At 60.9% G+C, this 18970-nt stretch carries 19 protein-coding genes; 5 read left to right on the top strand and 14 right to left on the bottom strand.

Features of this window, described 5'->3' with window-relative positions:
- Window positions 1-36 precede the first annotated feature (36 nt).
- Entirely contained in the window at window positions 37-507 is a 471-nt protein-coding gene (locus tag AC07OJ_RS14760; protein WP_003175719.1) for a MaoC family dehydratase, read from the top strand.
- Between the two features lie 87 nt (window positions 508-594).
- On the opposite strand, the gene AC07OJ_RS14755 is transcribed toward AC07OJ_RS14760, so the two are convergent.
- Window positions 595-1062, bottom strand: coding sequence for a ferritin-like domain-containing protein (locus tag AC07OJ_RS14755; RefSeq protein ID WP_065909014.1), 468 nt, complete (start codon window positions 1060-1062; stop codon window positions 595-597).
- 207 nt (window positions 1063-1269) lie between these two features.
- On the opposite strand from AC07OJ_RS14755, the gene AC07OJ_RS14750 reads away from it, so the two are divergent.
- Window positions 1270-1506: a DUF3820 family protein gene (locus tag AC07OJ_RS14750; protein WP_003213031.1), complete on the top strand. Its 237-nt coding sequence runs from the start codon at window positions 1270-1272 to the stop codon at window positions 1504-1506.
- Between the two features lie 10 nt (window positions 1507-1516).
- Window positions 1517-2692: an aminotransferase class V-fold PLP-dependent enzyme gene (locus AC07OJ_RS14745; protein ID WP_495094720.1), complete on the top strand. Its 1176-nt coding sequence runs from the start codon at window positions 1517-1519 to the stop codon at window positions 2690-2692.
- Window positions 2693-2784: 92 nt separating this feature from the next.
- Here AC07OJ_RS14745 and AC07OJ_RS14740 read toward each other — a convergent pair whose 3' ends face one another.
- Genes AC07OJ_RS14740 through zwf form a run of 3 tightly spaced genes read right to left on the bottom strand, consistent with a single transcriptional unit; the run spans window position 2785 to window position 5634 of the window.
- Entirely contained in the window at window positions 2785-3450 is a 666-nt protein-coding gene (locus AC07OJ_RS14740; protein WP_026013852.1) for a bifunctional 4-hydroxy-2-oxoglutarate aldolase/2-dehydro-3-deoxy-phosphogluconate aldolase, read from the bottom strand.
- Between the two features lie 17 nt (window positions 3451-3467).
- Window positions 3468-4181, bottom strand: coding sequence for a 6-phosphogluconolactonase (gene pgl, locus AC07OJ_RS14735; RefSeq protein WP_120449663.1), 714 nt, complete (start codon window positions 4179-4181; stop codon window positions 3468-3470).
- Window positions 4168-5634, bottom strand: coding sequence for a glucose-6-phosphate dehydrogenase (gene zwf, locus AC07OJ_RS14730; RefSeq protein ID WP_065909010.1), 1467 nt, complete (start codon window positions 5632-5634; stop codon window positions 4168-4170). The genes pgl and zwf overlap by 14 nt, the downstream gene beginning before the upstream one ends.
- Before the next feature lie 219 nt (window positions 5635-5853).
- Between zwf and AC07OJ_RS14725 the strand changes: the two genes are divergently transcribed.
- Window positions 5854-6714: a MurR/RpiR family transcriptional regulator gene (locus AC07OJ_RS14725; RefSeq protein WP_169856377.1), complete on the top strand. Its 861-nt coding sequence runs from the start codon at window positions 5854-5856 to the stop codon at window positions 6712-6714.
- A gap of 389 nt (window positions 6715-7103) precedes the next feature.
- Here AC07OJ_RS14725 and AC07OJ_RS14720 read toward each other — a convergent pair whose 3' ends face one another.
- From AC07OJ_RS14720 to AC07OJ_RS14675, 10 genes are all read right to left on the bottom strand, one after another.
- The gene (locus AC07OJ_RS14720) at window positions 7104-7949 is read right to left on the bottom strand and encodes a D-hexose-6-phosphate mutarotase (protein WP_065909008.1); all 846 of its coding nucleotides are present in this window, start codon (window positions 7947-7949) and stop codon (window positions 7104-7106) included.
- A gap of 151 nt (window positions 7950-8100) precedes the next feature.
- Window positions 8101-9447 carry a carbohydrate porin gene (locus AC07OJ_RS14715; RefSeq protein WP_106802779.1) on the bottom strand — a complete coding sequence of 449 codons (1347 nt, stop codon included), beginning with the start codon at window positions 9445-9447 and terminating at the stop codon, window positions 8101-8103.
- 85 nt (window positions 9448-9532) lie between these two features.
- Complete coding sequence (locus tag AC07OJ_RS14710; protein WP_106802778.1) at window positions 9533-10693, bottom strand: ABC transporter ATP-binding protein; 1161 nt, start codon at window positions 10691-10693, stop codon at window positions 9533-9535.
- 2 nt (window positions 10694-10695) lie between these two features.
- Window positions 10696-11541 (bottom strand): carbohydrate ABC transporter permease, encoded by an 846-nt coding sequence (locus AC07OJ_RS14705; RefSeq protein WP_065908987.1) that lies wholly within the window; start codon window positions 11539-11541, stop codon window positions 10696-10698.
- The gene (locus tag AC07OJ_RS14700; RefSeq protein WP_017253695.1) at window positions 11534-12442 is read right to left on the bottom strand and encodes a carbohydrate ABC transporter permease; all 909 of its coding nucleotides are present in this window, start codon (window positions 12440-12442) and stop codon (window positions 11534-11536) included. The genes AC07OJ_RS14705 and AC07OJ_RS14700 overlap by 8 nt, the downstream gene beginning before the upstream one ends.
- Window positions 12443-12606: 164 nt before the next feature.
- Window positions 12607-13893 carry an ABC transporter substrate-binding protein gene (locus AC07OJ_RS14695; protein ID WP_065908985.1) on the bottom strand — a complete coding sequence of 429 codons (1287 nt, stop codon included), beginning with the start codon at window positions 13891-13893 and terminating at the stop codon, window positions 12607-12609.
- A gap of 104 nt (window positions 13894-13997) precedes the next feature.
- The gene (locus tag AC07OJ_RS14690) at window positions 13998-15257 is read right to left on the bottom strand and encodes a D-mannose isomerase (protein WP_495094719.1); all 1260 of its coding nucleotides are present in this window, start codon (window positions 15255-15257) and stop codon (window positions 13998-14000) included.
- Between the two features lie 243 nt (window positions 15258-15500).
- On the bottom strand, window positions 15501-16346 hold the full coding sequence (locus tag AC07OJ_RS14685) for an ATPase (protein ID WP_065908979.1): 846 nt from the start codon (window positions 16344-16346) through the stop codon (window positions 15501-15503).
- Between the two features lie 127 nt (window positions 16347-16473).
- Window positions 16474-17472 carry an NAD-dependent epimerase/dehydratase family protein gene (locus AC07OJ_RS14680; protein ID WP_065908975.1) on the bottom strand — a complete coding sequence of 333 codons (999 nt, stop codon included), beginning with the start codon at window positions 17470-17472 and terminating at the stop codon, window positions 16474-16476.
- 98 nt (window positions 17473-17570) lie between these two features.
- The gene (locus tag AC07OJ_RS14675) at window positions 17571-18467 is read right to left on the bottom strand and encodes a LysR family transcriptional regulator ArgP (RefSeq protein ID WP_106802772.1); all 897 of its coding nucleotides are present in this window, start codon (window positions 18465-18467) and stop codon (window positions 17571-17573) included.
- Between the two features lie 100 nt (window positions 18468-18567).
- Between AC07OJ_RS14675 and AC07OJ_RS14670 the strand changes: the two genes are divergently transcribed.
- Window positions 18568-18969: an ACT domain-containing protein gene (locus AC07OJ_RS14670; protein WP_065908968.1), complete on the top strand. Its 402-nt coding sequence runs from the start codon at window positions 18568-18570 to the stop codon at window positions 18967-18969.
- The last annotated feature ends 1 nt before the right edge of the window (window position 18970 follow it).

The following is an 18970-nucleotide window of genomic DNA, read 5'->3' as shown; positions in this document are numbered from 1 at the left end:
GTTAAATTACCGATTAGCCACAGGATGCACCTTTAGATGACCCAGGTAACCAACACCCCGTACGAAGCCCTCGAAGTCGGCCAGACCGCCAGCTACAGCAAGACCGTCGAAGAGCGCGATATCCAGCTGTTCGCCGCGATGTCCGGCGACCACAACCCGGTGCACCTGGATGCCGAGTACGCCAAGGCGACCATGTTCAAGGAGCGCATTGCCCACGGTATGTTCAGTGGCGCGCTGATCAGCGCGGCGGTGGCCTGCGAGCTGCCTGGGCCCGGCACGATCTACATCGGCCAGCAGATGAGCTTTCAGAAGCCGGTGAAAATCGGCGACACCCTGACCGTGCGTCTGGAAATTCTCGAGAAGCTGCCAAAGTTTCGCGTGCGCATCGCCACCCGTGTGTTCAACCAGCGCGATGAGTTGGTGGTGGACGGCGAGGCGGAGATCCTCGCGCCACGCAAGCAGCAGGTCGTGACCTTGACCGAGTTGCCGCCGATCAGCATTGGCTGATAGCCATTACAACTTCGACACAATGCAAATGTGGGAGGGGGCAAAAGCCCCCTCCCACATTTTTTTACAGCCTGTACAGCGCAGGGCTTACGACTGAGCGCGAGCCTGGTTACGCAGGGCTTTCACCTGGTCGTGGTTGCGCTGTGCGCCGTGGAACTGACGCTCTACCAGGTCACGAATCCCCAGCAGGTTGTGCTTGTTGATCTTCTCGATCGCTTCCTTGTAAGCCTTCAGTGCGTGGTCTTCACCCCGCTCGGCTTCGTTCAGCACGGCTTCTTCGTCTTTGCCGGTGACCAGCGACTTCACGTCGACCCAGCCACGGTGCAGAGCGCCGGCAACGCTGCCGGATTTTTCCGGATCGCCGCCCAGGGCTTTCACTGCAGTCTGCAGTTCTGCTGCAGCAGCAGCGCAATCAGCGGAGCGCTTGACGAACAGGGCTTTGAGTTCTGGGTGCTTGATGTCTTCGGCACAAGTTGCGAAACCTTTCTGGCCGTCTTTGCTGGTCTCGATCAGGTCGTTGAGTACGGAGATCGATTCTTTATTGATGTCAGTCATTTTCCATTTCCTTGTGCGGGTTTAAGAAGGTTGCATAAATGATTGCAGCGCCCGTGCCAGGTTATGAAAAATAAATTTTTCCTTTATTTTCAATAACTTGAAAATTATTGAACCATCTGTATGTACGTTATTTGCATGATCTGTCATTTGGCCTTCATGCAGAATGCCTGTATTTTCCAAGGTCTCGACTTACGCCGCGCCGATCCCATGAATCCCGAAAAACTCGAACTGCTGATCACCCGCGAAATGCCCTTCGGCAAATACAAGGGCCGGATCATCGCCGACCTGCCAGGCCCCTACCTGAATTGGTTCGCCCGTGAAGGCTTTCCCCACGGCGAACTGGGCGGGCTGCTGGCCTTGATGCAGGAAATCGACCACAACGGCCTGTCCGAATTGCTCGAACCGCTGCGCGCCAAACACGGCAAACCCGCCCCTCGCCACTAAGAGCCTCGCCATGCCAAGGAATGCCGACAACGAACACCATTGGCACACTATCGCCCAGCGCTACGAGCTGGAGCCCGGTCCGATCAACCTGGAAAACGGCTACTTTGGGCGCATGAGCCGCGAGGTGCGGGGGCAGTACCTGGAGCACGTGGCGTTTATCAATCGCAGCAATTCGCTGCATGTGCGCCAACGCTTCGAGCGCGGTGAGAACGACGAGATCCGACGCCAACTGGCCGGGTTGATCGACGCCGCACCGGAGGCAATCGCCTTCACCCGCAACGCCACCGAAGCCTTGCAGTCGTTGATCCGCAACTACAACCGCCTGCAACCGGGCGACCAGGTCCTGATCAGTGACCTGGAGTACGACACGGTCAAAGGCGCGATGCGCTGGTTGGCCGGCTACCGGGGCGTGGAGGTGATCGAGCTTTCCCACACCCATCCGGCCAGTTTCGACAGCCTGCTGCAGACGTATCACCAGGCGTTTGTGCATTATCCGCGCCTCAAACTGATGGCGCTCACCCACGTCACCCACCGCACCGGCCTGGTGATGCCGGTCGAAGCCATTGCCAAGGCGGCGCGCGAGCATGCAGTCGATGTGATCCTCGATGGCGCCCATGCCCTGGGCCAGATCGAGTTCAACCTCGCCCAACTGGGCATCCAGTTCGCCGGCTTCAACCTGCATAAATGGATCGGTGCGCCACTGACGCTGGGCTTCCTCTACATCGCCCCCGAGCGCCTGGCCGATATCGACCCGGACATGGGCGAATCCCACTACCCCGCCACCGACATTCGCGCGCGTACGCCCTACAGCACGCCGAACTTTCCGGCGCTGATGACCCTGCCGCTGGTGCTGCAGGAACATCAGGCCCTCGGCGGCTCGGCGGCCAAGGGCGCGCGGGTCAATTACCTGCGGGATTTATGGGTGAGCCAGGTGCGGCCATTGCCGGGAATCGAGGTGCTGACACCGGATGATCCACGGCTGTATTGCGGGATCACGGCCTTCAAGTTTGTCGGGCGGGACCAACAGGTGATGGCGGATCGATTGCTCCGGGACTACGGCCTGTTTACCACCACGCGCACAGGCGCGGCATTTGGTACCTGCATCCGGGTCACGCCGGGGCTGGTGACGTCGGCGGCGGACATCAATGTGCTGGTCAACGCCATTACCGAGCTGGACACACTGTAGGAGCCAATCTGCAGGCAAAAAAAAGCGGTACACCGACCAAGTGCACCGCAAAAATGCCGTTAAGCACAGCAACAACGATTCGATGAATCAGATCAATCCAGCAGCGCCAGCGCCTGCGCGGTGACTTCCTGGATACGCGCCCAGTCGCCGTTCTTGACCCACTCCGGGTCGAGCATCCAGCTACCGCCCACGCACATCACGTTTTTCAACGCCATGTAGTTTTTGATGTTGGCCGGGCCGACGCCGCCAGTCGGGCAGAATTTCACTTCGCCGAACGGGCCGCCCAAGGCCTTGATGGCAGCCACGCCGCCGCTCACTTCGGCCGGGAACAGCTTGAAGCGGCGATAGCCCAGGCCGTAGCCTTCCATGATCCCGGAGGCATTGCTGATGCCCGGCAGCAGCGGGATCGGGCTGTGCACCGAGGCTTCCAGCAGGTCACGGGTGATGCCGGGCGTGACGATGAATTGCGAGCCGGCCACTTCGGCCGCTTCGAGCATATGGCGGTCGAGCACGGTGCCAGCACCGGTGCACAACTCAGGACGTTGCTCGCGCAGTACCTGGATGGCCTTGAGGCCGAACTCGGAACGCAGGGTCACTTCCAATGCGGTCAAACCACCGGCTGCCAGGGCATCGGCCAGCGGCAGGATGTCCTGTTCGCGGGCGATGGTGATCACCGGCAGGATCCGCGCCTTGGCGCAGAGACTGTCGATCAGGGCAACTTTATCCGCCATGGACACGGTCGGTTGAGGGCTTTTCATAGCGGCTGATCCTTGGCTCATGGGCACCAGTAAATCTCTAATGTAGGTTGCAAAAACGCGCGAATCGGCATGGCAGCAACGTCGTCACTGGCCAGCGCGGCGCTCAAGGTGGTCAATTTCGAACTGCCGGAAATCGACAGTACGGTGTAGTGGGCCGTGGCCAGCAACGCGCGACTCATGGTCAGGCGCTGGTGTGGCACGGTCGGCGCGAGCATCGGCCAGCAACGGCGGGTACCGTTGGCCTGCAGGGCCTCGCTGAGGTTCGGGCTGTTGGGAAACAGCGATGCGGTGTGGCCGTCATCGCCCATGCCCAGTACCAGCACATCAATCGCTGGCAATTCGGCCAGCAGGCGATCGGCCTGCTCGGCAGCGTCTTCGAGGTTGGCGGCGGCGCTGTACAGGCTGAGGAACCTGGCCTTGGCCGCCGGGCCTTGCAGCAGGTGCTGCTTCAACAGGCCGGCATTGCTGTCGGCGTGCTCCACCGGCACCCAGCGCTCATCGGCGAGGGTGATGGTGACCTTGGACCAGTCCAGTCCCTGCTTGGCCAGGTGCTGGAAAAACGCCACCGGGCTGCGGCCACCGGAGACCACCAGGGTCGCCGCGCCACGTGCACTGATGGCCGCGCGCAGTTGCTCGGCCACGTCCAGCGCCAAGCCTTCGGCCAGTAGCACCGGGGTGCGGAACTCATGGGGTGTCACGCCCTGAGGCAGTTTCAATTCAGATATCGCCATACCACGACCTCCCGTCCCGCGTGATCAGTGCAATCGAGCTCATCGGCCCCCAGGACCCGGCCGCGTACGGCTTGGGCGCATCGCCGGATTTTTTCCACCCGGCGATCAACTGGTCACACCACTTCCACGCGGCTTCGATTTCATCTTTGCGAACAAACAGGTTCTGATTGCCGCGCATCACTTCCAGCAACAACCGCTCGTAGGCATCCGGAATGCGGGCGCTGCGATAGGTGTCGGAAAAATTCAGTTGCAGCGGGCCGCTGCGCAGTTGCATGCCCTTGTCCAGGCCCTGCTCCTTGGTCATCACACGCAAGGAAATACCTTCGTCCGGCTGCAGGCGGATGATCAGTTTGTTGCTGATCTGCAGGCGCTGCTCGGGGGCGAAGATGTAGTGGGACGGTTCCTTGAAGTGGATGACGATCTGCGACAGCTTCTGCGGCATGCGTTTGCCGGTGCGCAGGTAGAACGGCACGCCGGCCCAACGCCAGTTGCGGATATCGGCACGCAGGGCGACGAAGGTCTCGGTGTCGCTCTGGGTGTTGGAATTCTCTTCTTCCAGGTAACCCGGCACTGCTTTGCCCGCGCTGTAGCCGGCGATGTACTGGCCACGTACCACCTGGGTCGTCAGGCCATCCGGGCTGATCGGCGCCAGGGCCTTGAGCACCTTGACCTTCTCGTCACGGATGCTGTCGGCAGACAGGTCGGCCGGCGGGTCCATGGCGATCAGGCACAGCAGCTGCAGCAAGTGGTTCTGGATCATGTCACGCAGCTGGCCGGCCTTGTCGAAGTAACCCCAACGGCCTTCGATACCGACCTGCTCGGCCACGGTGATTTCCACGTGGGAGATGTAGTTCTGGTTCCACTGGGTTTCGAACAGGCTGTTGGCGAAACGCAGGGCGATCAGGTTCTGGACGGTTTCCTTGCCCAGGTAATGGTCGATGCGATAGGTGCGGTTTTCCGGGAAAAACTGCGCCACGGCATCGTTGACCTTGCGCGAAGACTCCAGGTCCGACCCGATCGGCTTTTCCAGCACCACGCGGGTGTTTTCCGCCAGGCCGACCTTGGACAGGTTCTCGCAGATCGCGCCATACACCGCTGCCGGGGTGGCGAAGTAGGCAATCAGGCGCTGCTCGGTGCCGGCGATTTCAGCCAGGGCCACGTAGTCGTCGGCCTTCATGAAGTCGACGTGGACATAGGTCAGGCGCGCCAGGAAACGCTGGGCGATGCTCTCGTCCAGTTCCTTGCCGACATATTTACGCAATTCTTTTTCGATGTGGGCCAGGTGCTGCTGCTCGGAACCGGCTTCACGGGCCAGGGCCAGGATGCGCGTATCGTCGTGCAGGAGCGCGGCGCCATCGAGTTGATAGAGGGCAGGAAATAACTTGCGCAGCGCCAGATCACCCAAGGCGCCAAACAGGGCAAAGGTGCAGGGTTCTACGGTTATCGAAGGCATGATGTTTGTTCTTTTATCAAGTTAAGCTACAAATACCTTTTTTCAAGGCATCACTCAAGGAAAAATGTAGTAATAACCACAACATTTTCCCGAAATACGCATTCCGAGTGGTGGTGTTCAGCTACCCTCAGTAGGATAGGCCACCGCAAAGGGCCACTCGTCGATTGGTTGCCACCCTTTATTTGCATCGTCGCCCGAAGGAAAGACTGAATGGACCGCGTGCGAAATCTTCTGGAACAGATCCGGAACCGCCTCGAAGAATTGAACAAGGCCGAGCGTAAAGTCGCTGAAGTCATCCTGCTCAACCCACAGCAGGCCACCCGCTTCTCGATCGCCGCCCTCGCCCAGGCCGCCTCGGTCAGTGAACCGACGGTCAACCGCTTCTGCCGTTCATTCGGCGTCAGTGGTTACCCTGAACTTAAATTGCAACTGGCACAAAGCCTGGCCAGCGGCGCGGCCTACGTCAGCCGCGCCGTGGAGGCCGATGATAACCCTGAGGCCTACACCCAGAAGATCTTTGGCAGTGCCATTGCGTCCCTGGACAGCGCCTGCCAGGCGCTGGACCCGGCCCTGATCAGCAAAGCCGTGGATTTGTTGATCCAGGCGCGGCAGATCCACTTCTTCGGCCTGGGCGCTTCGGCGCCGGTGGCCATGGATGCGCTGCACAAGTTTTTCCGCTTCAACCTGGCCGTTACCGCCCATGCCGACGTGCTGATGCAGCGCATGATCGCCTCGGTGGCGCACACAGGCGAGCTGTTCGTGATCATTTCCTACACCGGGCGCACCCGCGAGCTGGTGGAAGTGGCGCGTATCGCCCGCGAAAACGGCGCTTCGGTGCTGGGCGTGACGGCCGAGAACTCGCCCCTGGCCAAGGCCAGTACAGTGAGCCTGAACATTCCCCTGCCGGAAGACACCGACATCTACATGCCGATGACGTCGCGCATCATTCAGTTGACCGTGCTGGATGTGCTGGCTACTGGCATGACCTTGCGTCGCGGGGTGGATTTCCAACCGCACCTGCGCAAGATCAAAGAAAGCCTGAATGACAGCCGGTATCCGGTGGGGGATGAGTTCAACTAAGGCCTGCGCCAGCGGGATTGTTGTGGCATGTGGGCTTCTTGTGCCATGTGGGACCGCTGTGGCATGTGAGCTTCTTGTGCCATGTGGGCCTGCTGTGGCATGTGAGCTTCTTGTGGCATGTGGGCTTCTTGTGGCATGTGGGACTGGTGTGGCATGTGGGCTCCTTGTGGCGAGCGGGCTTGCCCCGCGTTGGGCTGCGCAGCAGCCCCAGCAAGACCACCGCGATCCTTCAGGTAGATCAGGTTCTCAGGTTTTAGGGCCGCTTCGCGCCCCAACGCGGGGCAAGCCCGCTCACCACAACAAGCCCGCTCACCACTACAAGCACGCTCACCTTAAAAAACCTGTTCACCACAATTAGTCAGCTCACCACAAACACATCCGCACTCACTTCAGGCCCCAGCCCTGGCCTGCAGGCTCAAATGCGCCCGCTCCCCCGGCGCCAGGCTGGCCCCGGCCATTGCCGACTCCACACACACAAACCCCGCCGCCTCGTTGAAGCTCACGCCCAAAAGCGGCCGACTGCCGGGGTGCCACACCACGGTGTCGGCGCTGTCGCCGGTGTCGATGCACAGTTCGCGCTGCCAGGCATGATCCTTGAGGTGCAATTCGCCCTCGTGCTGGAACACCCGTTGGCATCCGCCCTCCACCCGCAACTCGCCCTCCTGCTGGCACACCTGGCGATTGAGTTGGTCGTAACCGTGCGCACCGTCGAGCCCAGACAGCGCTATCTCGTCGACGTGACCAATACGCCAGTAAGCATGCAAAGCATGGCTCAGCTGGCACGGCAGTTCGTCCTGGTGCTCAGTGCTCAGGCGCAGTTCCAGGGTGTCGCCCAGGTGCGCGTGCAGGTCAACCTGCCAGTCGCACAACTGCAATTGCCAGTGCAGGCGCACGCCGTCGTCGTCGGTGCTGCTGTCGAGCAGTTTCCAGTCGATCAACCGCGCCCAGCCATGGGACGGCCACGCGTTCTCACTGGGATGCCGGCCATACCAGGGCCAGCACACCGGCACACCGCCACGGATGGCACCGACTTGCGGCCACTTGGCCGCGCACCATAGCCAGGGCTTCTGGCCGCGCGGCTGAAAATGCAACAGCTGCGCGCCCTGGCGACTGAACACCGCCTGGCACAGCGGATGATCGATCACCAACACGTCGCGCATCTGAAAGCGCTCCCAGGCGAACACCGGACGTTCGCGCAGGGATTTGAAAAAACGTTGCAGCGGATGCTCATGCATGTGCCACGGTCCTGAAAATCATGTCTGAAATGCGCCCTTGCCTGGAGGCGCTGGCTTGCCGGCGCCTACAGGTGCCATCTCCCAAAAAAAAGCGGATAGCCATGGCTACCCGCAAAATGCGCACAGAGAGAAGGAGCTTATCGCAACAGCGTTAGAACGTAGACTGGATTTTCAGGCCGGCTACCAACGCGTTGTCGACTTTGTCCACGCCACCCGGGTGGGCAACGTATTGCAGGTTGGGACGCACGGTCAGCCAGTTGGTCACGTGGAAGCCGTAGTTGATTTCGTAGTTGTACTCGGTGGTCCGCAGTGGCGAGTAACCGGCCTGGCTGTAGTCGGTGAAACCACCGTCTTCGTTCAGCAGCTCGGCGTTTTTCTTCACGTCATTGTTGACGTGCAGACGCGCAGCGCCAATGCCGACGTCATCTTTTGGACGCGCGTCGAATGGGCCCTTGTACACCAGCATGATCGACTGGTAGTTATCGACCAGGTTGGTTTCCTTGTCGTGGAAGGTCGCGTTGGCCGCGATGTTCAGGCCACGGGAGGCGTCGCCGTTATGGGTGGTGAGTTGCTGTTGCGCAACGAACCAGTAGCCTTTCTTGCTGCTGCGGGTACGGTACGGCTGGCCAGTGGTTGCAGCGTCGTTGCCGTTGATGTCTTCACGGACATCCGGCGCATCGGCGGCGCTTTTGTAGTAACCCACACGGTATTCGCCCGGCAGGTTATTGACCTTAGGCGACCAGACCAATTCCACCGGAATCACGGTGCCCTTGGTGCCGCTGCCGCTGAGTTTGAAGCCGTTGCCGTGGTCCAGCTGCGATGGGTTCTGGTTGTAGGCACCGATTTGCGCATACAGCTCAGGCGTGATGTTGTACTTCACGCGGATCGCAGCCTGGCTGACGGGCCAGTTGTACCAGGTGTTCACATAGTTACCGACCTGGGAGCCACAGAACGACAGGTTCTGGAAGTCGCATGGGAAGGTGTTGAAGTCTTCGCCTTCACCGAAGTAACCGAGCTTCACATCCAGCTTGTTGTCGAACATCTGGTGCTGGATCCAGAACTGGGTCAGACGCACCATGTGGCCACGGCCATACACTTCTTGAGACGAACTCAAGGTGCCGGCACGCGGATCGCCAATGCGGTCATTGGAGATGTTGTAGCCATTACGATTGGTCAGTTGGATCTTGGCCTGGGTGTTATCCCAGCCCCACAGCTTTTGCAGATCCAGTGCTACGCCCAGACCGAACTGGTCAGCGTAACGGGCAGTTTTGTCGTTGTTGTAGCCACCGTGCAGGTTGCCACCGACTTCCCCTACGTAATCCGCCTTGATGTCGATACCTTGCTCGATCAGCTTGGTACGCTCACCGCCCCAATCACCGGTCATCCACTTGGAATCGGCGCTGAATGCATCGGCCGCCATCGCATTGGCGGACAATACAAGGGCTGCTGCTGCTGACAGTTGGCAGATCAGCCGAGTGTTGTTGTGCTGCTTTTTCATCCCTACATCCTCGTCTTTATTGTTATTAAACTGTTTTTATCTAACGCGGTTTACTTTTTTTAACAAAAACAACAACTTATATTTTTCACCGACCCTTGAACTGGGCCACGTTGTCGGCATGCCCCTGTGCTGGCAACGCAGCAGCAGTGCCCAGGCGCTCACCCGTCTTGGCATCGAACAGCAATACCTTGGCCGGATCGAATTGCAGGGTCAGGGTCTCGCCCACCTGCGGCGCCACGTCGGGCGCCAGGCGGCAGCAGACCTTGGTGTCATTGAGCTGCACGAACACCAGGGTGTCCGGGCCGGTCGGCTCGGTCACCTGGACTTCGGCACGAATGCTCGAGGCAGCGTCGCCCTCGCCCGCCGCCAACATGATCTGCTCCGGACGCAAGCCCAGGATCACGTCGCGGTCTTCCAGGCCGACATCCGTCACGTTGAGTGCCAGCTCGCAACGGGCCTGGCCGCTGTCGAGCAGGGCTACCAGGCGACCGTCCTTGCGTTGCAGGCGCAGGGGCACAAAGTTCATCGGCGGTGAACCGATGAAGCTCGCCACGAACTGGTTGGCCGGGTTGTTGTAGATCTCTTTCGGCGTGCCGAACTGCTGGATGATGCCGTCCTTCATCACCGCGACCTTGTCGCCCAGGGTCATTGCTTCGATCTGGTCGTGGGTCACGTAGACCGTGGTGGTCTTGAGGCGCTGGTGCATCAGTTTCATTTCGGTGCGCATCTCGACGCGCAGCTTGGCGTCGAGGTTGGACAGCGGTTCGTCGAACAGGTAGATCTTCGGCCGACGCGCCAGGGCACGGCCCATCGCCACGCGCTGTTGCTGGCCGCCGGACAGTTGGCCCGGCTTGCGGTTGAGCAAGTGTTCGATCTGCAGCAGCTTGGCCACGCGCGCCACTTCAGCATCGATATCCGCCTGGGGCATCTTGCGGATTTTCAGGCCGAACTCGATGTTCTCGCGCACGCTCATGGTCGGGTACAGCGCGTAGGACTGGAACACCATGGCGATGTCGCGATCCTTGGGGCTCATGCCACTCACGTCCTGGTCGCCGATCATGATCGCGCCGCCGGTGATGGTCTCAAGGCCGGCGATGCAGTTCATCAGCGTGGATTTGCCGCAACCCGAAGGGCCGACCAGGATCAGGAATTCGCCTTCCTTGATCGACAGTTCGATGTTCTTCAAGGTGTCGGGCAGGCCGGCGCCATAGGTCTTGTTTACATTGCGAAGTTCAAGCGTAGCCATGATTACCCCTTGACCGCGCCGGCCGTGAGGCCGCGCACGAAATACTTGCCTGCGATCACATAGACCAGCAGGGTCGGCAGCCCGGCGATCATCGCCGCCGCCATATCCACGTTATATTCCTTGGCCCCGGTGCTGGTGTTGACCAGGTTGTTCAGCGCCACCGTGATGGGCTGGGAGTCGCCGCTGGAGAACACCACACCGAACAGAAAGTCGTTCCAGATCTGGGTGAACTGCCAGATCAGGCAGACCATGATGATCGGGGTCGACATCGGCAGAATGATCTGACGGAAGATGGTGAAGAATCCTGCACCATCCAGGCGTGCGGCCTTGATCAGCGCATCCGGAATGCTCACGTAGTAGTTACGGAAGAACAGTGTAGTAAACGCCAATCCGTAGACCACGTGGACAAACACCAGGCCGGTGGTAGTGCTGGCCAGGCCCATCTTGCCGAGGGTGAACGACGCCGGCAGCAGCACGGTCTGGAACGGCAGGAAGCAACCGAACAACAGCAGGCCGAAGAACAGCTGCGAACCCTTGAACCGCCAGAAGGACAGCACGTAGCCGTTCAACGCACCGATGGCGGTGGAGATCAGCACGGCAGGCACGGTGATCTTGATCGAGTTCCAGAAGTAACCGTCCACCGTGGCCCAGGCCTTGACCCAGCCGATGCCGGTGACCACGGTCGGCCAGCTCAGCAGGTTGCCGGTGCTGATGTCTTCCGGGGTCTTGAAGCTGGTCAGCAGCATCACCACCAGCGGTACCAGGTACAGCAGCACGGCGAAGATCAGCACCGCGTAGATCGCGATGCGGCTCAGGCTGATGGCAGGTTTGGAAGCGAGACTAGTCATTACGCTTGGTCCTCAGCTCGGAGTAGAGGTAAGGCACGATGATCGCGAGGATCGCACCGAGCATCAGGATTGCACTGGCCGAGCCCATGCCCATCTGGCCGCGGCTGAAGGTGAACGAGTACATGAACATCGCCGGCAGGTCGGACGAGTAGCCCGGGCCGCCGGCCGTCATGGCCGCCACCAGGTCGAAGCTCTTGATCGCAATGTGCGCCAGGATCATCACCGCACTGAAGAACACCGGACGCAGGCTGGGCAGCACCACGCTCCAGTAGATGCGCGGCAGGCTCGCGCCGTCGATCTGCGCGGCACGGATGATCGATTGATCAACGCCGCGCAGGCCGGCGAGGAACATCGCCATGATGAAACCGGAGGCTTGCCACACGGCCGCGATGACCAGGCAATAGACCACGCGGTCCGGGTCGATCAGCCAGTCCAGGCGGAAGCCTTCCCAGCCCCAGTCACGCAGGAGTTTGTCCAGGCCCATGCCCGGGTTGAGCAGCCATTTCCAGGCGGTACCGGTGACGATCATCGAGAGCGCCATCGGGTACAGGTAAATGGTGCGGATAAAGCCTTCGCGACGGATCTTCTGGTCGAGGAAAATCGCCAGGGTCACGCCGATCACCAGGGTGATGCCGATAAACATCCCGCCGAAAACAGCCAGGTTCTTGCTCGCTACCCACCAGCGGTCGTTGTCGAACAACCGCGCGTATTGCGCAAGGCCCGCCCATTTGTAGCTCGGCAGGAACGTGGAATTGGTGAACGAGAGTACAAACGTCCACAGGATGTAGCCGTAGAAGCCCACCAGCACGATGAACATGCTGGGCGCCAGCACCAGTTTGGGTAGCCAGCGCTGCAGTGCATCGAACGGCGAGGCTTTGCTGAACACAGCAACAGAACTCATGGGGAAATCCAATACAGGGAAAAAGGACTACAGGGTGAGTCTCTTGTCGAGCGCGGTTTGTGTGGGAGCTGGCTTGCCGGCGATAGCATCACTTCGGTGTAACCGATACACCGAGTTGCCTGCATCGCGGGCAAGCCCGACTCCCACAAAACCGCTCCCAGGCCTTACTTGGCTGACTTGATCGCAGCACCCAACTTCTTGGCGGTGTCGGCCGGGTCGGCTTTCGGGTCGTTGATGTAGTTGGTCACGACATCAAAGAACGCGCCTTGCACGGCCAGGGTAGTGGCCATGTTGTGCGCCATGCTTGGCTGCAGGCCGCCGGTCTTGGCGTCTGCCAGGAAGTCCTTGGCAGCGGTCTGGGCGCAGGAGTCGAAGCCGAGCTTGTCCATTTCATTGAGCATGTCGGTACGAACAGGGATCGAGCCCTTGTTGATGCTGAAGACTTTCTGGAAGTTTTCACCCAGCACGACTTTGGCGATGTCCTGCTGGCCGGCAGCAGTGCCTTTGTCTTTCTGCTTGAACACCGCCAGGGAGTCGATGTTGTAGGTGAAGGCCTTGTCGGTGCCTGGGAAGGCTACGCACTCATAGTCCTTGCCGGCGACTTTCTTGGCCGCGGTCCATTCGGACTTGGCCCAGTCACCCATGATCTGCATGCCGGCCTTGCCGTTGATGACCTTGCCCGCCTCCAGGTTCCAGTCCTGGCCTTTGCCGTCGACGTCCATGTAGGTCGCGACTTTCTTCAGCTCGGTCAGGGCCTTGACCATTTCCGGGCCGGTCAGGGCGCCGTTGTCGAGGTCAACCAGGGCTTTCTTGTAGCCATCGGCGCCCATCACCGACAGGACTACCGCTTCGAACACGGTGCTGTCCTGCCACGGTTGGCCACCGTGGGCGAGCGGAATGAAGCCGGCTTTCTTCAGCTTGTCGCCGGCGGCATAGAATTCTTCGAGGGTGGTCGGGTTTTTGGTGATACCGGCTTTTTTGAATACTTCCGGGTTGATCCACAGCCAGTTCACGCGGTGGATGTTGACCGGGACGGCGACATAGTCACCTTCGTACTTCACGGTATCCGAGACTTTCTTGTCGAGCAGCGAGTCCCACTTCTCTTCTTTGGCGACGTCTTTGAGCACGTCGGTGTCGAGCAGACCGGTGGAGGCCCATTCCTGGATGTCCGGACCTTTGATCTGGGCGACGCCTGGCGGGTTGCCGGCAACCGCGCGGCTTTTCAGCACGGTCATGGCCGTGGCGCCACCGCCACCAGCAACGGCACCGTCTTTCCAGGTGAAACCGTCTTTCTCGACTTGGGCCTTCAGGACATCTACAGCCGCTTTCTCACCGCCCGAGGTCCACCAATGCACAACTTCAACCGTCCCTTTCGAGTCGGCGGCAAAAGCACTGAGGGGAAACAACGAGGCAACGGAAATAGCTACGGCGAGGCGATTAATCGCGTTCATCTGAGTACCTTTTCTTGTTGTTATGCATGCAAGTCTAGAGCTTGCGCTGCACGGAGTTTAAACATGGATGTTTTAAACGCAGGTAACAAAGGGATGGACAAATGTCACCACTTGGTGACATAGCGCCCAGCCCCGATGGCACTGGCCATGCTTGGCGCCAACGGCAGCGCAGGCAGCAATACCGCTTGCCAGGCATGGTACAGGTCCGGCTTGCCGCCCCAGATCGTGCTGCTGGGTTGGTTATGCGGGTTGAGTTCGTGGTGCCAACTGCCGTGGACAGGGTCGATGAAGTGGGTTTCGCAAAATTCCCAGAAACGTCGGTACCAGATTTCGTAATGCAGTTCGCCCGTGCGCTTGAGCAAGGCCTGGGCGGCCGCGCTGGCTTCGGCGTGGGTCCAGTGCAGGCGTTCGCGCACCACCGGGCGCTGGTTCCAGTCCAGGGTGTAGACGATGCCCGGCGCGCCATCTACGGCCCAGGCATATTCGCAGGCGCTGGCGAACAGGCCCCTGGCATCGCTCACCAGCCAGTCCGGCGTGGCCAGCCCGGCCAACAGGCGTGCAGCTTCCAGGTGCAGCACCAGCCGCGCCCATTCAAAACCATGGCCGGGAGTGATGCCGTAGGGGCGGAAGCCATCGGCGGGGTTGTCTTCGTTGTAGCCGAGCAACGCTTGCCAATGCGCGTCGAAATGCTCGATGACCATGAACTGGTTGCCGGCGGCGTGGGTGTGGATAACCCGCTCGACGATGCGCAAGGCGCGGTCAAGCCAGCGGGTGTCGCCGGTGACATCGGCCAGGGCGAGAAAGGCCTCGGTGGCGTGCATGTTGCTGTTGGCGCCGCGGTAGGCTTCGACACCGCTCCAGTCCTGGGCGAAGGACTCGAGCATCACGCCCTCTTCTTCGCTCCAGAAAAACTGCTCGATGATGTGGATCGCGTCGTTCAACAAGGTCTGTGCACCCGGAGCACCGGCCACGACCGCCGAGCTGGCGGCCAGGGCGACAAACGCATGCAGGTAGGCGGCCTTGCCACAGTTGCCATCGAGGGCACCGGGCGCTGCGAACCAGCCACCGTGCTCGCTGTCGCGCAGCGGGCCGCTCAGGGCCGCGACACCGTGCTCGACGAGTTCGGCATAGCCCGGCAGGCCCTGGGCATGGGCCATGGCGAAGCTGTGGGTCATGCGCGCGGTGTTCATGGTTTCGGCGTGGGCGTTGGCCGGCAGTTGGCCGTTGTCGTCCAGGTTGCCAAAACCCTCGGGCAGGCGAGAGGCCTTGGCGAATGTCAGCAGGCGCTGGCCTTCGGCGGCAAGCCAGGCGTGATGGGCAGGTGCATTCAGCCAACTGCTGGCAGGCAGTGGTTGCGTGGTCATGGGTGGCCCTTATTGTTTTTTGTGGGATGACCGGAGTCTAAACAAGGGTGAAGGACGGGCAAGTAACGAAGGGGAAGGGAAATGTCACCAAGTGGTGACATTCACAGAGGTAGCCATCAGCCCATGTATGGACGGTTGGGACCGGGTAGCCTGCAGGGTCGCGGGTCCCTGATGCACCGCCATCGCTGGCAAACCCGTTCCTACAGTTTTAACCGTTTCACAACCGACCAGCCCTGGTGGTCTTTACTGGCCGAGCGGTGTGGCAGTCGCCGGCGCGTTGAGGCGCTGGTTCAGGTTCTGCACCTGGCTCTGCAGGGTGGTGATGTTGCGCGTGGTCTGGATGCGGAACACGTCGAACTCTTTATTGGTCGGCGCATCGCTGTTGGCCGGCTGATTGTCCTGGGCGCTCTTGAGCACCACCAGGTCCTGCTCGATACGCGCGATGGCGGCGCTCGGGTTGCCCTGCTTTTTCAGCGCCGCGACGTCGGCAGCGAGCTCCTTGATTTCGGCATCACGCTTGCCGGCATCGCCCTGCGCCGCCTTGAGCGTCGCCACGGCGTCGGTCAGCGCTTGCACCTGGCCTTGCAGCCGGGTGTTGGCGTTGGACAGGTCGGTGGTGCTCGCGGTCATCTGTGCCAGACGTTTGTCCAGCTCGGTGGCCTGGCCGGCCACGCCCACTTGCTGCTTGCCCTGCTCCAGCAACTGGGTTTCCAGCTGCTTGATCTGCAATTTGAGCGCTTCGCTGCCGTTGTTCACGCTGGCCTCGCTGGCCACGACCTTGCCGGAAATATCCTGCAGCCGCCCTGCCGCTTCTTCGCTGATGCGCGCAAAGCTTTCCTGGGTGGCGACCAGTTGCTGGCCCATCAATGAGATCTGCTGGAAGCTCCACCACGCCAGGCCGGCGAAGGCGATCAGCAGGGCGCCGATCAATGCCCACAACGGGCCGGTGCTGGCGCTCTTGACCTTGACCACGGGCGTGTTGCGCGAACGCACCGAAGTGGCGGGAGTCGGTTCGAAATCATCGTCATCCCCGTGATCGGCCCGCAGGCTGGGAACGTTGTCGAAGTCGTCGTTGGCATCGTTGCGCATGAATCAACCCTGAATCGGTGAGGTGGCTAGCGGGGGAGCCGAGCGTGGGGAGTATAAACCGCAGGCCCGCCGCACTGATCGACCCGGAACCACGAATTCGGTTCCCGATGTGTTGCTGGTTGTGAGCTTACTTCAACCCCGGTTCCTGGGCCTTCCACCAACTGCAGAACTCGTCGAGGGCAGTCCACAGGCTGACCTTGGGCTCGTAGTCCAGATAATGCCTGGCGCGGCTGATGTCGAGGGTGAAATCTTTGTTCATGACCTGCATGCCCAGGCGCGACAACGCCGGTTCCGGTCGACCCGGCCACATCGCGCAGAAGGCTTCATTGAGCGCGGCGACGCTGTAGGACAGGCCGTAGGAGCGATAACGCGTCACTTGGGGCAACTGCATTTGGCGCATCACGTAATTCACCACATCCCACACCGGCACCGGAGTGCCGTTGCTGATGTTGTAGGCCCTGCCCAACGCCGAACCGGGCGCGAGCAAACTGCCGAGCAGCGCCTCGTTGAGGTTGTGCACGCTGGTGAAATCGACCTTGTTGAGGCCGTCGCCGACGATGGCCAGGCGGTTCTTGCGCTGCATTTTCAGCAGGCGCGGGAAAATGCTCATGTCGCCGGCGCCGGTTACAAAACGCGGGCGCAGCGCGATGACTTCGAGGCCGAACTCCTGGGCACCGAAGACTTTTTGCTCCGCCAGGTATTTGGTCGCGGCATACGGATGCTTGAAGCGCTTGGGCACCTGCTCTTCGGTCAGCCCGAGATGGTCGCGCCCATCGAAGTAGATCGACGGCGAGGACAGGTGCACCAGGCGTCCGACCTGTTGCTTGAGGCACGCCTCGACCACGTTTTCCGTGACCAGCACGTTGCCCTGGTGAAAATCCTGATATTTGCCCCACAGCCCGACGGCGCCGGCGCAATGCACCACGGCTTCAACATCGCGGCACAGGTCGCGCACCAGGTCGGCATCATTCAAATCACCCTGGATAAACTCGGCGCCGCGCCTGACCAGGTGTTCCACACCCTCGGCGCGTCGCCCGTTGACCCGCACGTCCAGGCCCTGCTCCAGGGCGAAACGCGCAAAGCGCCCGCCGATGAAGCCGCTTGCGCCGGTGACCAGAACTTTCATGGAGCCTCCTACGGATGCAACTGCAAGCTTCAAGCTATCAGTTGCAAATTAAATACGATCTGCAAGCTTTTCTCTTGCAGCTTGCAACTTGACGCCAGCTACTGCTGATAGGGCACCAACCATTGCCCACATGCCTGTGCCAGATGGTCAGTCAGCAGGCCCAACAGTTGCCCGCCACTGCGCCAATGATGCCAGTACAACGGCACATCAATGGGCTTATCTGGCAATAACTCCACCAGCACGCCCCGTTCCAACTGGTCGCGTACCTGCAATTCCGGCACCAGGCCCCAGCCAAGCCCGGCTTCAGTGAGGCGGATAAAGCCTTCGGACGACGGGCATAAATGGTGTTCGAAGCCGCCGTCCACACCGAGGGACGCCAGGTAGCGATGCTGCAAAAAATCATCCGGGCCAAACACCAGCGCGGGCGTGCGCGCCAACTGGTCGGCGCGTACGCCCGTAGGAAAATGCCGCGCAATAAATGCTGGGCTGGCCAACGCCCGATAGCGCATGGCACCGAGCAACAGGCTGCGCGCACCGGCCACCGGGCGCTCGCTGGCGCAGATGCAGGCGGCCACTTCGCCGGCACGCATGCGCTTGAGGCCGACGGTCTGGTCTTCCACCACTAGGTCCAACAACAAGTGCTGCTCGGCACAAAACCCGCTGACCGCCTCGGCCCACCAGGTGGCCAGGCTGTCGGCATTCAGCGCGATGCGCAAACGTTCGGGCATGCCCTCCTCGTCCAGCGCCGGCACCTGGCTCTGCAGATCGCGCTCCAGCAGCCGCACCTGCTGCACATGGTTGAGCAACCGCCGCCCGACATCCGTGGGCGTCGGAGGCGTGGCCCGTACCAGCACCGGCTGGCCGATGCGCGCCTCAAGCAATTTGATCCGCTGGGAAATCGCCGACTGCGAGAGCCCCAGCACTTGGGCGCCGCGCTCGAAGCCGGCCTGTTCCACCACCGCCGCCAGGGCGGAGAGCAATTTATAGTCGAACATCAGTTTCTCTAATGAGCGATCAGCAATATTGGTTTTTCTTATACAGCCTGCGCCATGAGAATAGCCAGCATCGCTTCCCTCTTTTATTAGGAAACCTCCCATGGCCGGCGAAACCGCCCTGGCAACACTGTTGCGCAGCATGAGCCCGCACCTGAACGAGGGTGACTACGTGTTCTGCACCTTGCCCGATCACCGCATCCCGGCGGGTTGCGAGGTGATCGGCAGCTTCCGCGAGCAGGAAGGCCTGACGCTGATCCTGGAACGCCAGCAGGCCGAAACGGCTGGATTGGCCTTCGACTATGTGGCGGCATGGATCACCTTGAATGTGCACTCGGCGCTCGAAGCCGTGGGCCTGACCGCCGCGTTTGCCAGCGCCCTGGGCAAGGCCGGGATCAGTTGCAACGTGATTGCCGGCTACTACCACGATCACCTGTTTGTCGGCCGCGCGGATGCCGAGCGCGCCATGAATGTACTGCGCCAGTTGGCGACGGACGCGGAGTAAA

Source organism: Pseudomonas sp. GW821-FHT09C08 (assembly GCF_059418125.1).
Note: the sequence above shows the minus strand (reverse complement) of the source record. Positions and strands in the feature narration are given on the sequence as shown.

Coding starts and splice junctions, on each gene's coding strand:
- AC07OJ_RS14675 (WP_106802772.1), bottom strand. CDS start 18,467: ATGTTCGACTATAAATTGCTCTCCGCCCTGGCGGCGGTGGTGGAACAG.
- AC07OJ_RS14755 (WP_065909014.1), bottom strand. CDS start 1,062: ATGACTGACATCAATAAAGAATCGATCTCCGTACTCAACGACCTGATC.
- AC07OJ_RS14720 (WP_065909008.1), bottom strand. CDS start 7,949: ATGCATGAGCATCCGCTGCAACGTTTTTTCAAATCCCTGCGCGAACGT.
- AC07OJ_RS14750 (WP_003213031.1), top strand. CDS start 1,270: ATGAATCCCGAAAAACTCGAACTGCTGATCACCCGCGAAATGCCCTTC.
- pgl (WP_120449663.1), bottom strand. CDS start 4,181: ATGGCGATATCTGAATTGAAACTGCCTCAGGGCGTGACACCCCATGAG.
- AC07OJ_RS14700 (WP_017253695.1), bottom strand. CDS start 12,442: ATGAGTTCTGTTGCTGTGTTCAGCAAAGCCTCGCCGTTCGATGCACTG.
- AC07OJ_RS14710 (WP_106802778.1), bottom strand. CDS start 10,693: ATGGCTACGCTTGAACTTCGCAATGTAAACAAGACCTATGGCGCCGGC.
- AC07OJ_RS14690 (WP_495094719.1), bottom strand. CDS start 15,257: ATGACCACGCAACCACTGCCTGCCAGCAGTTGGCTGAATGCACCTGCC.
- AC07OJ_RS14740 (WP_026013852.1), bottom strand. CDS start 3,450: ATGAAAAGCCCTCAACCGACCGTGTCCATGGCGGATAAAGTTGCCCTG.
- AC07OJ_RS14695 (WP_065908985.1), bottom strand. CDS start 13,893: ATGAACGCGATTAATCGCCTCGCCGTAGCTATTTCCGTTGCCTCGTTG.
- AC07OJ_RS14685 (WP_065908979.1), bottom strand. CDS start 16,346: ATGCGCAACGATGCCAACGACGACTTCGACAACGTTCCCAGCCTGCGG.
- AC07OJ_RS14745 (WP_495094720.1), top strand. CDS start 1,517: ATGCCAAGGAATGCCGACAACGAACACCATTGGCACACTATCGCCCAG.
- AC07OJ_RS14705 (WP_065908987.1), bottom strand. CDS start 11,541: ATGACTAGTCTCGCTTCCAAACCTGCCATCAGCCTGAGCCGCATCGCG.
- AC07OJ_RS14680 (WP_065908975.1), bottom strand. CDS start 17,472: ATGAAAGTTCTGGTCACCGGCGCAAGCGGCTTCATCGGCGGGCGCTTT.
- zwf (WP_065909010.1), bottom strand. CDS start 5,634: ATGCCTTCGATAACCGTAGAACCCTGCACCTTTGCCCTGTTTGGCGCC.
- AC07OJ_RS14760 (WP_003175719.1), top strand. CDS start 37: ATGACCCAGGTAACCAACACCCCGTACGAAGCCCTCGAAGTCGGCCAG.
- AC07OJ_RS14670 (WP_065908968.1), top strand. CDS start 18,568: ATGGCCGGCGAAACCGCCCTGGCAACACTGTTGCGCAGCATGAGCCCG.
- AC07OJ_RS14715 (WP_106802779.1), bottom strand. CDS start 9,447: ATGAAAAAGCAGCACAACAACACTCGGCTGATCTGCCAACTGTCAGCA.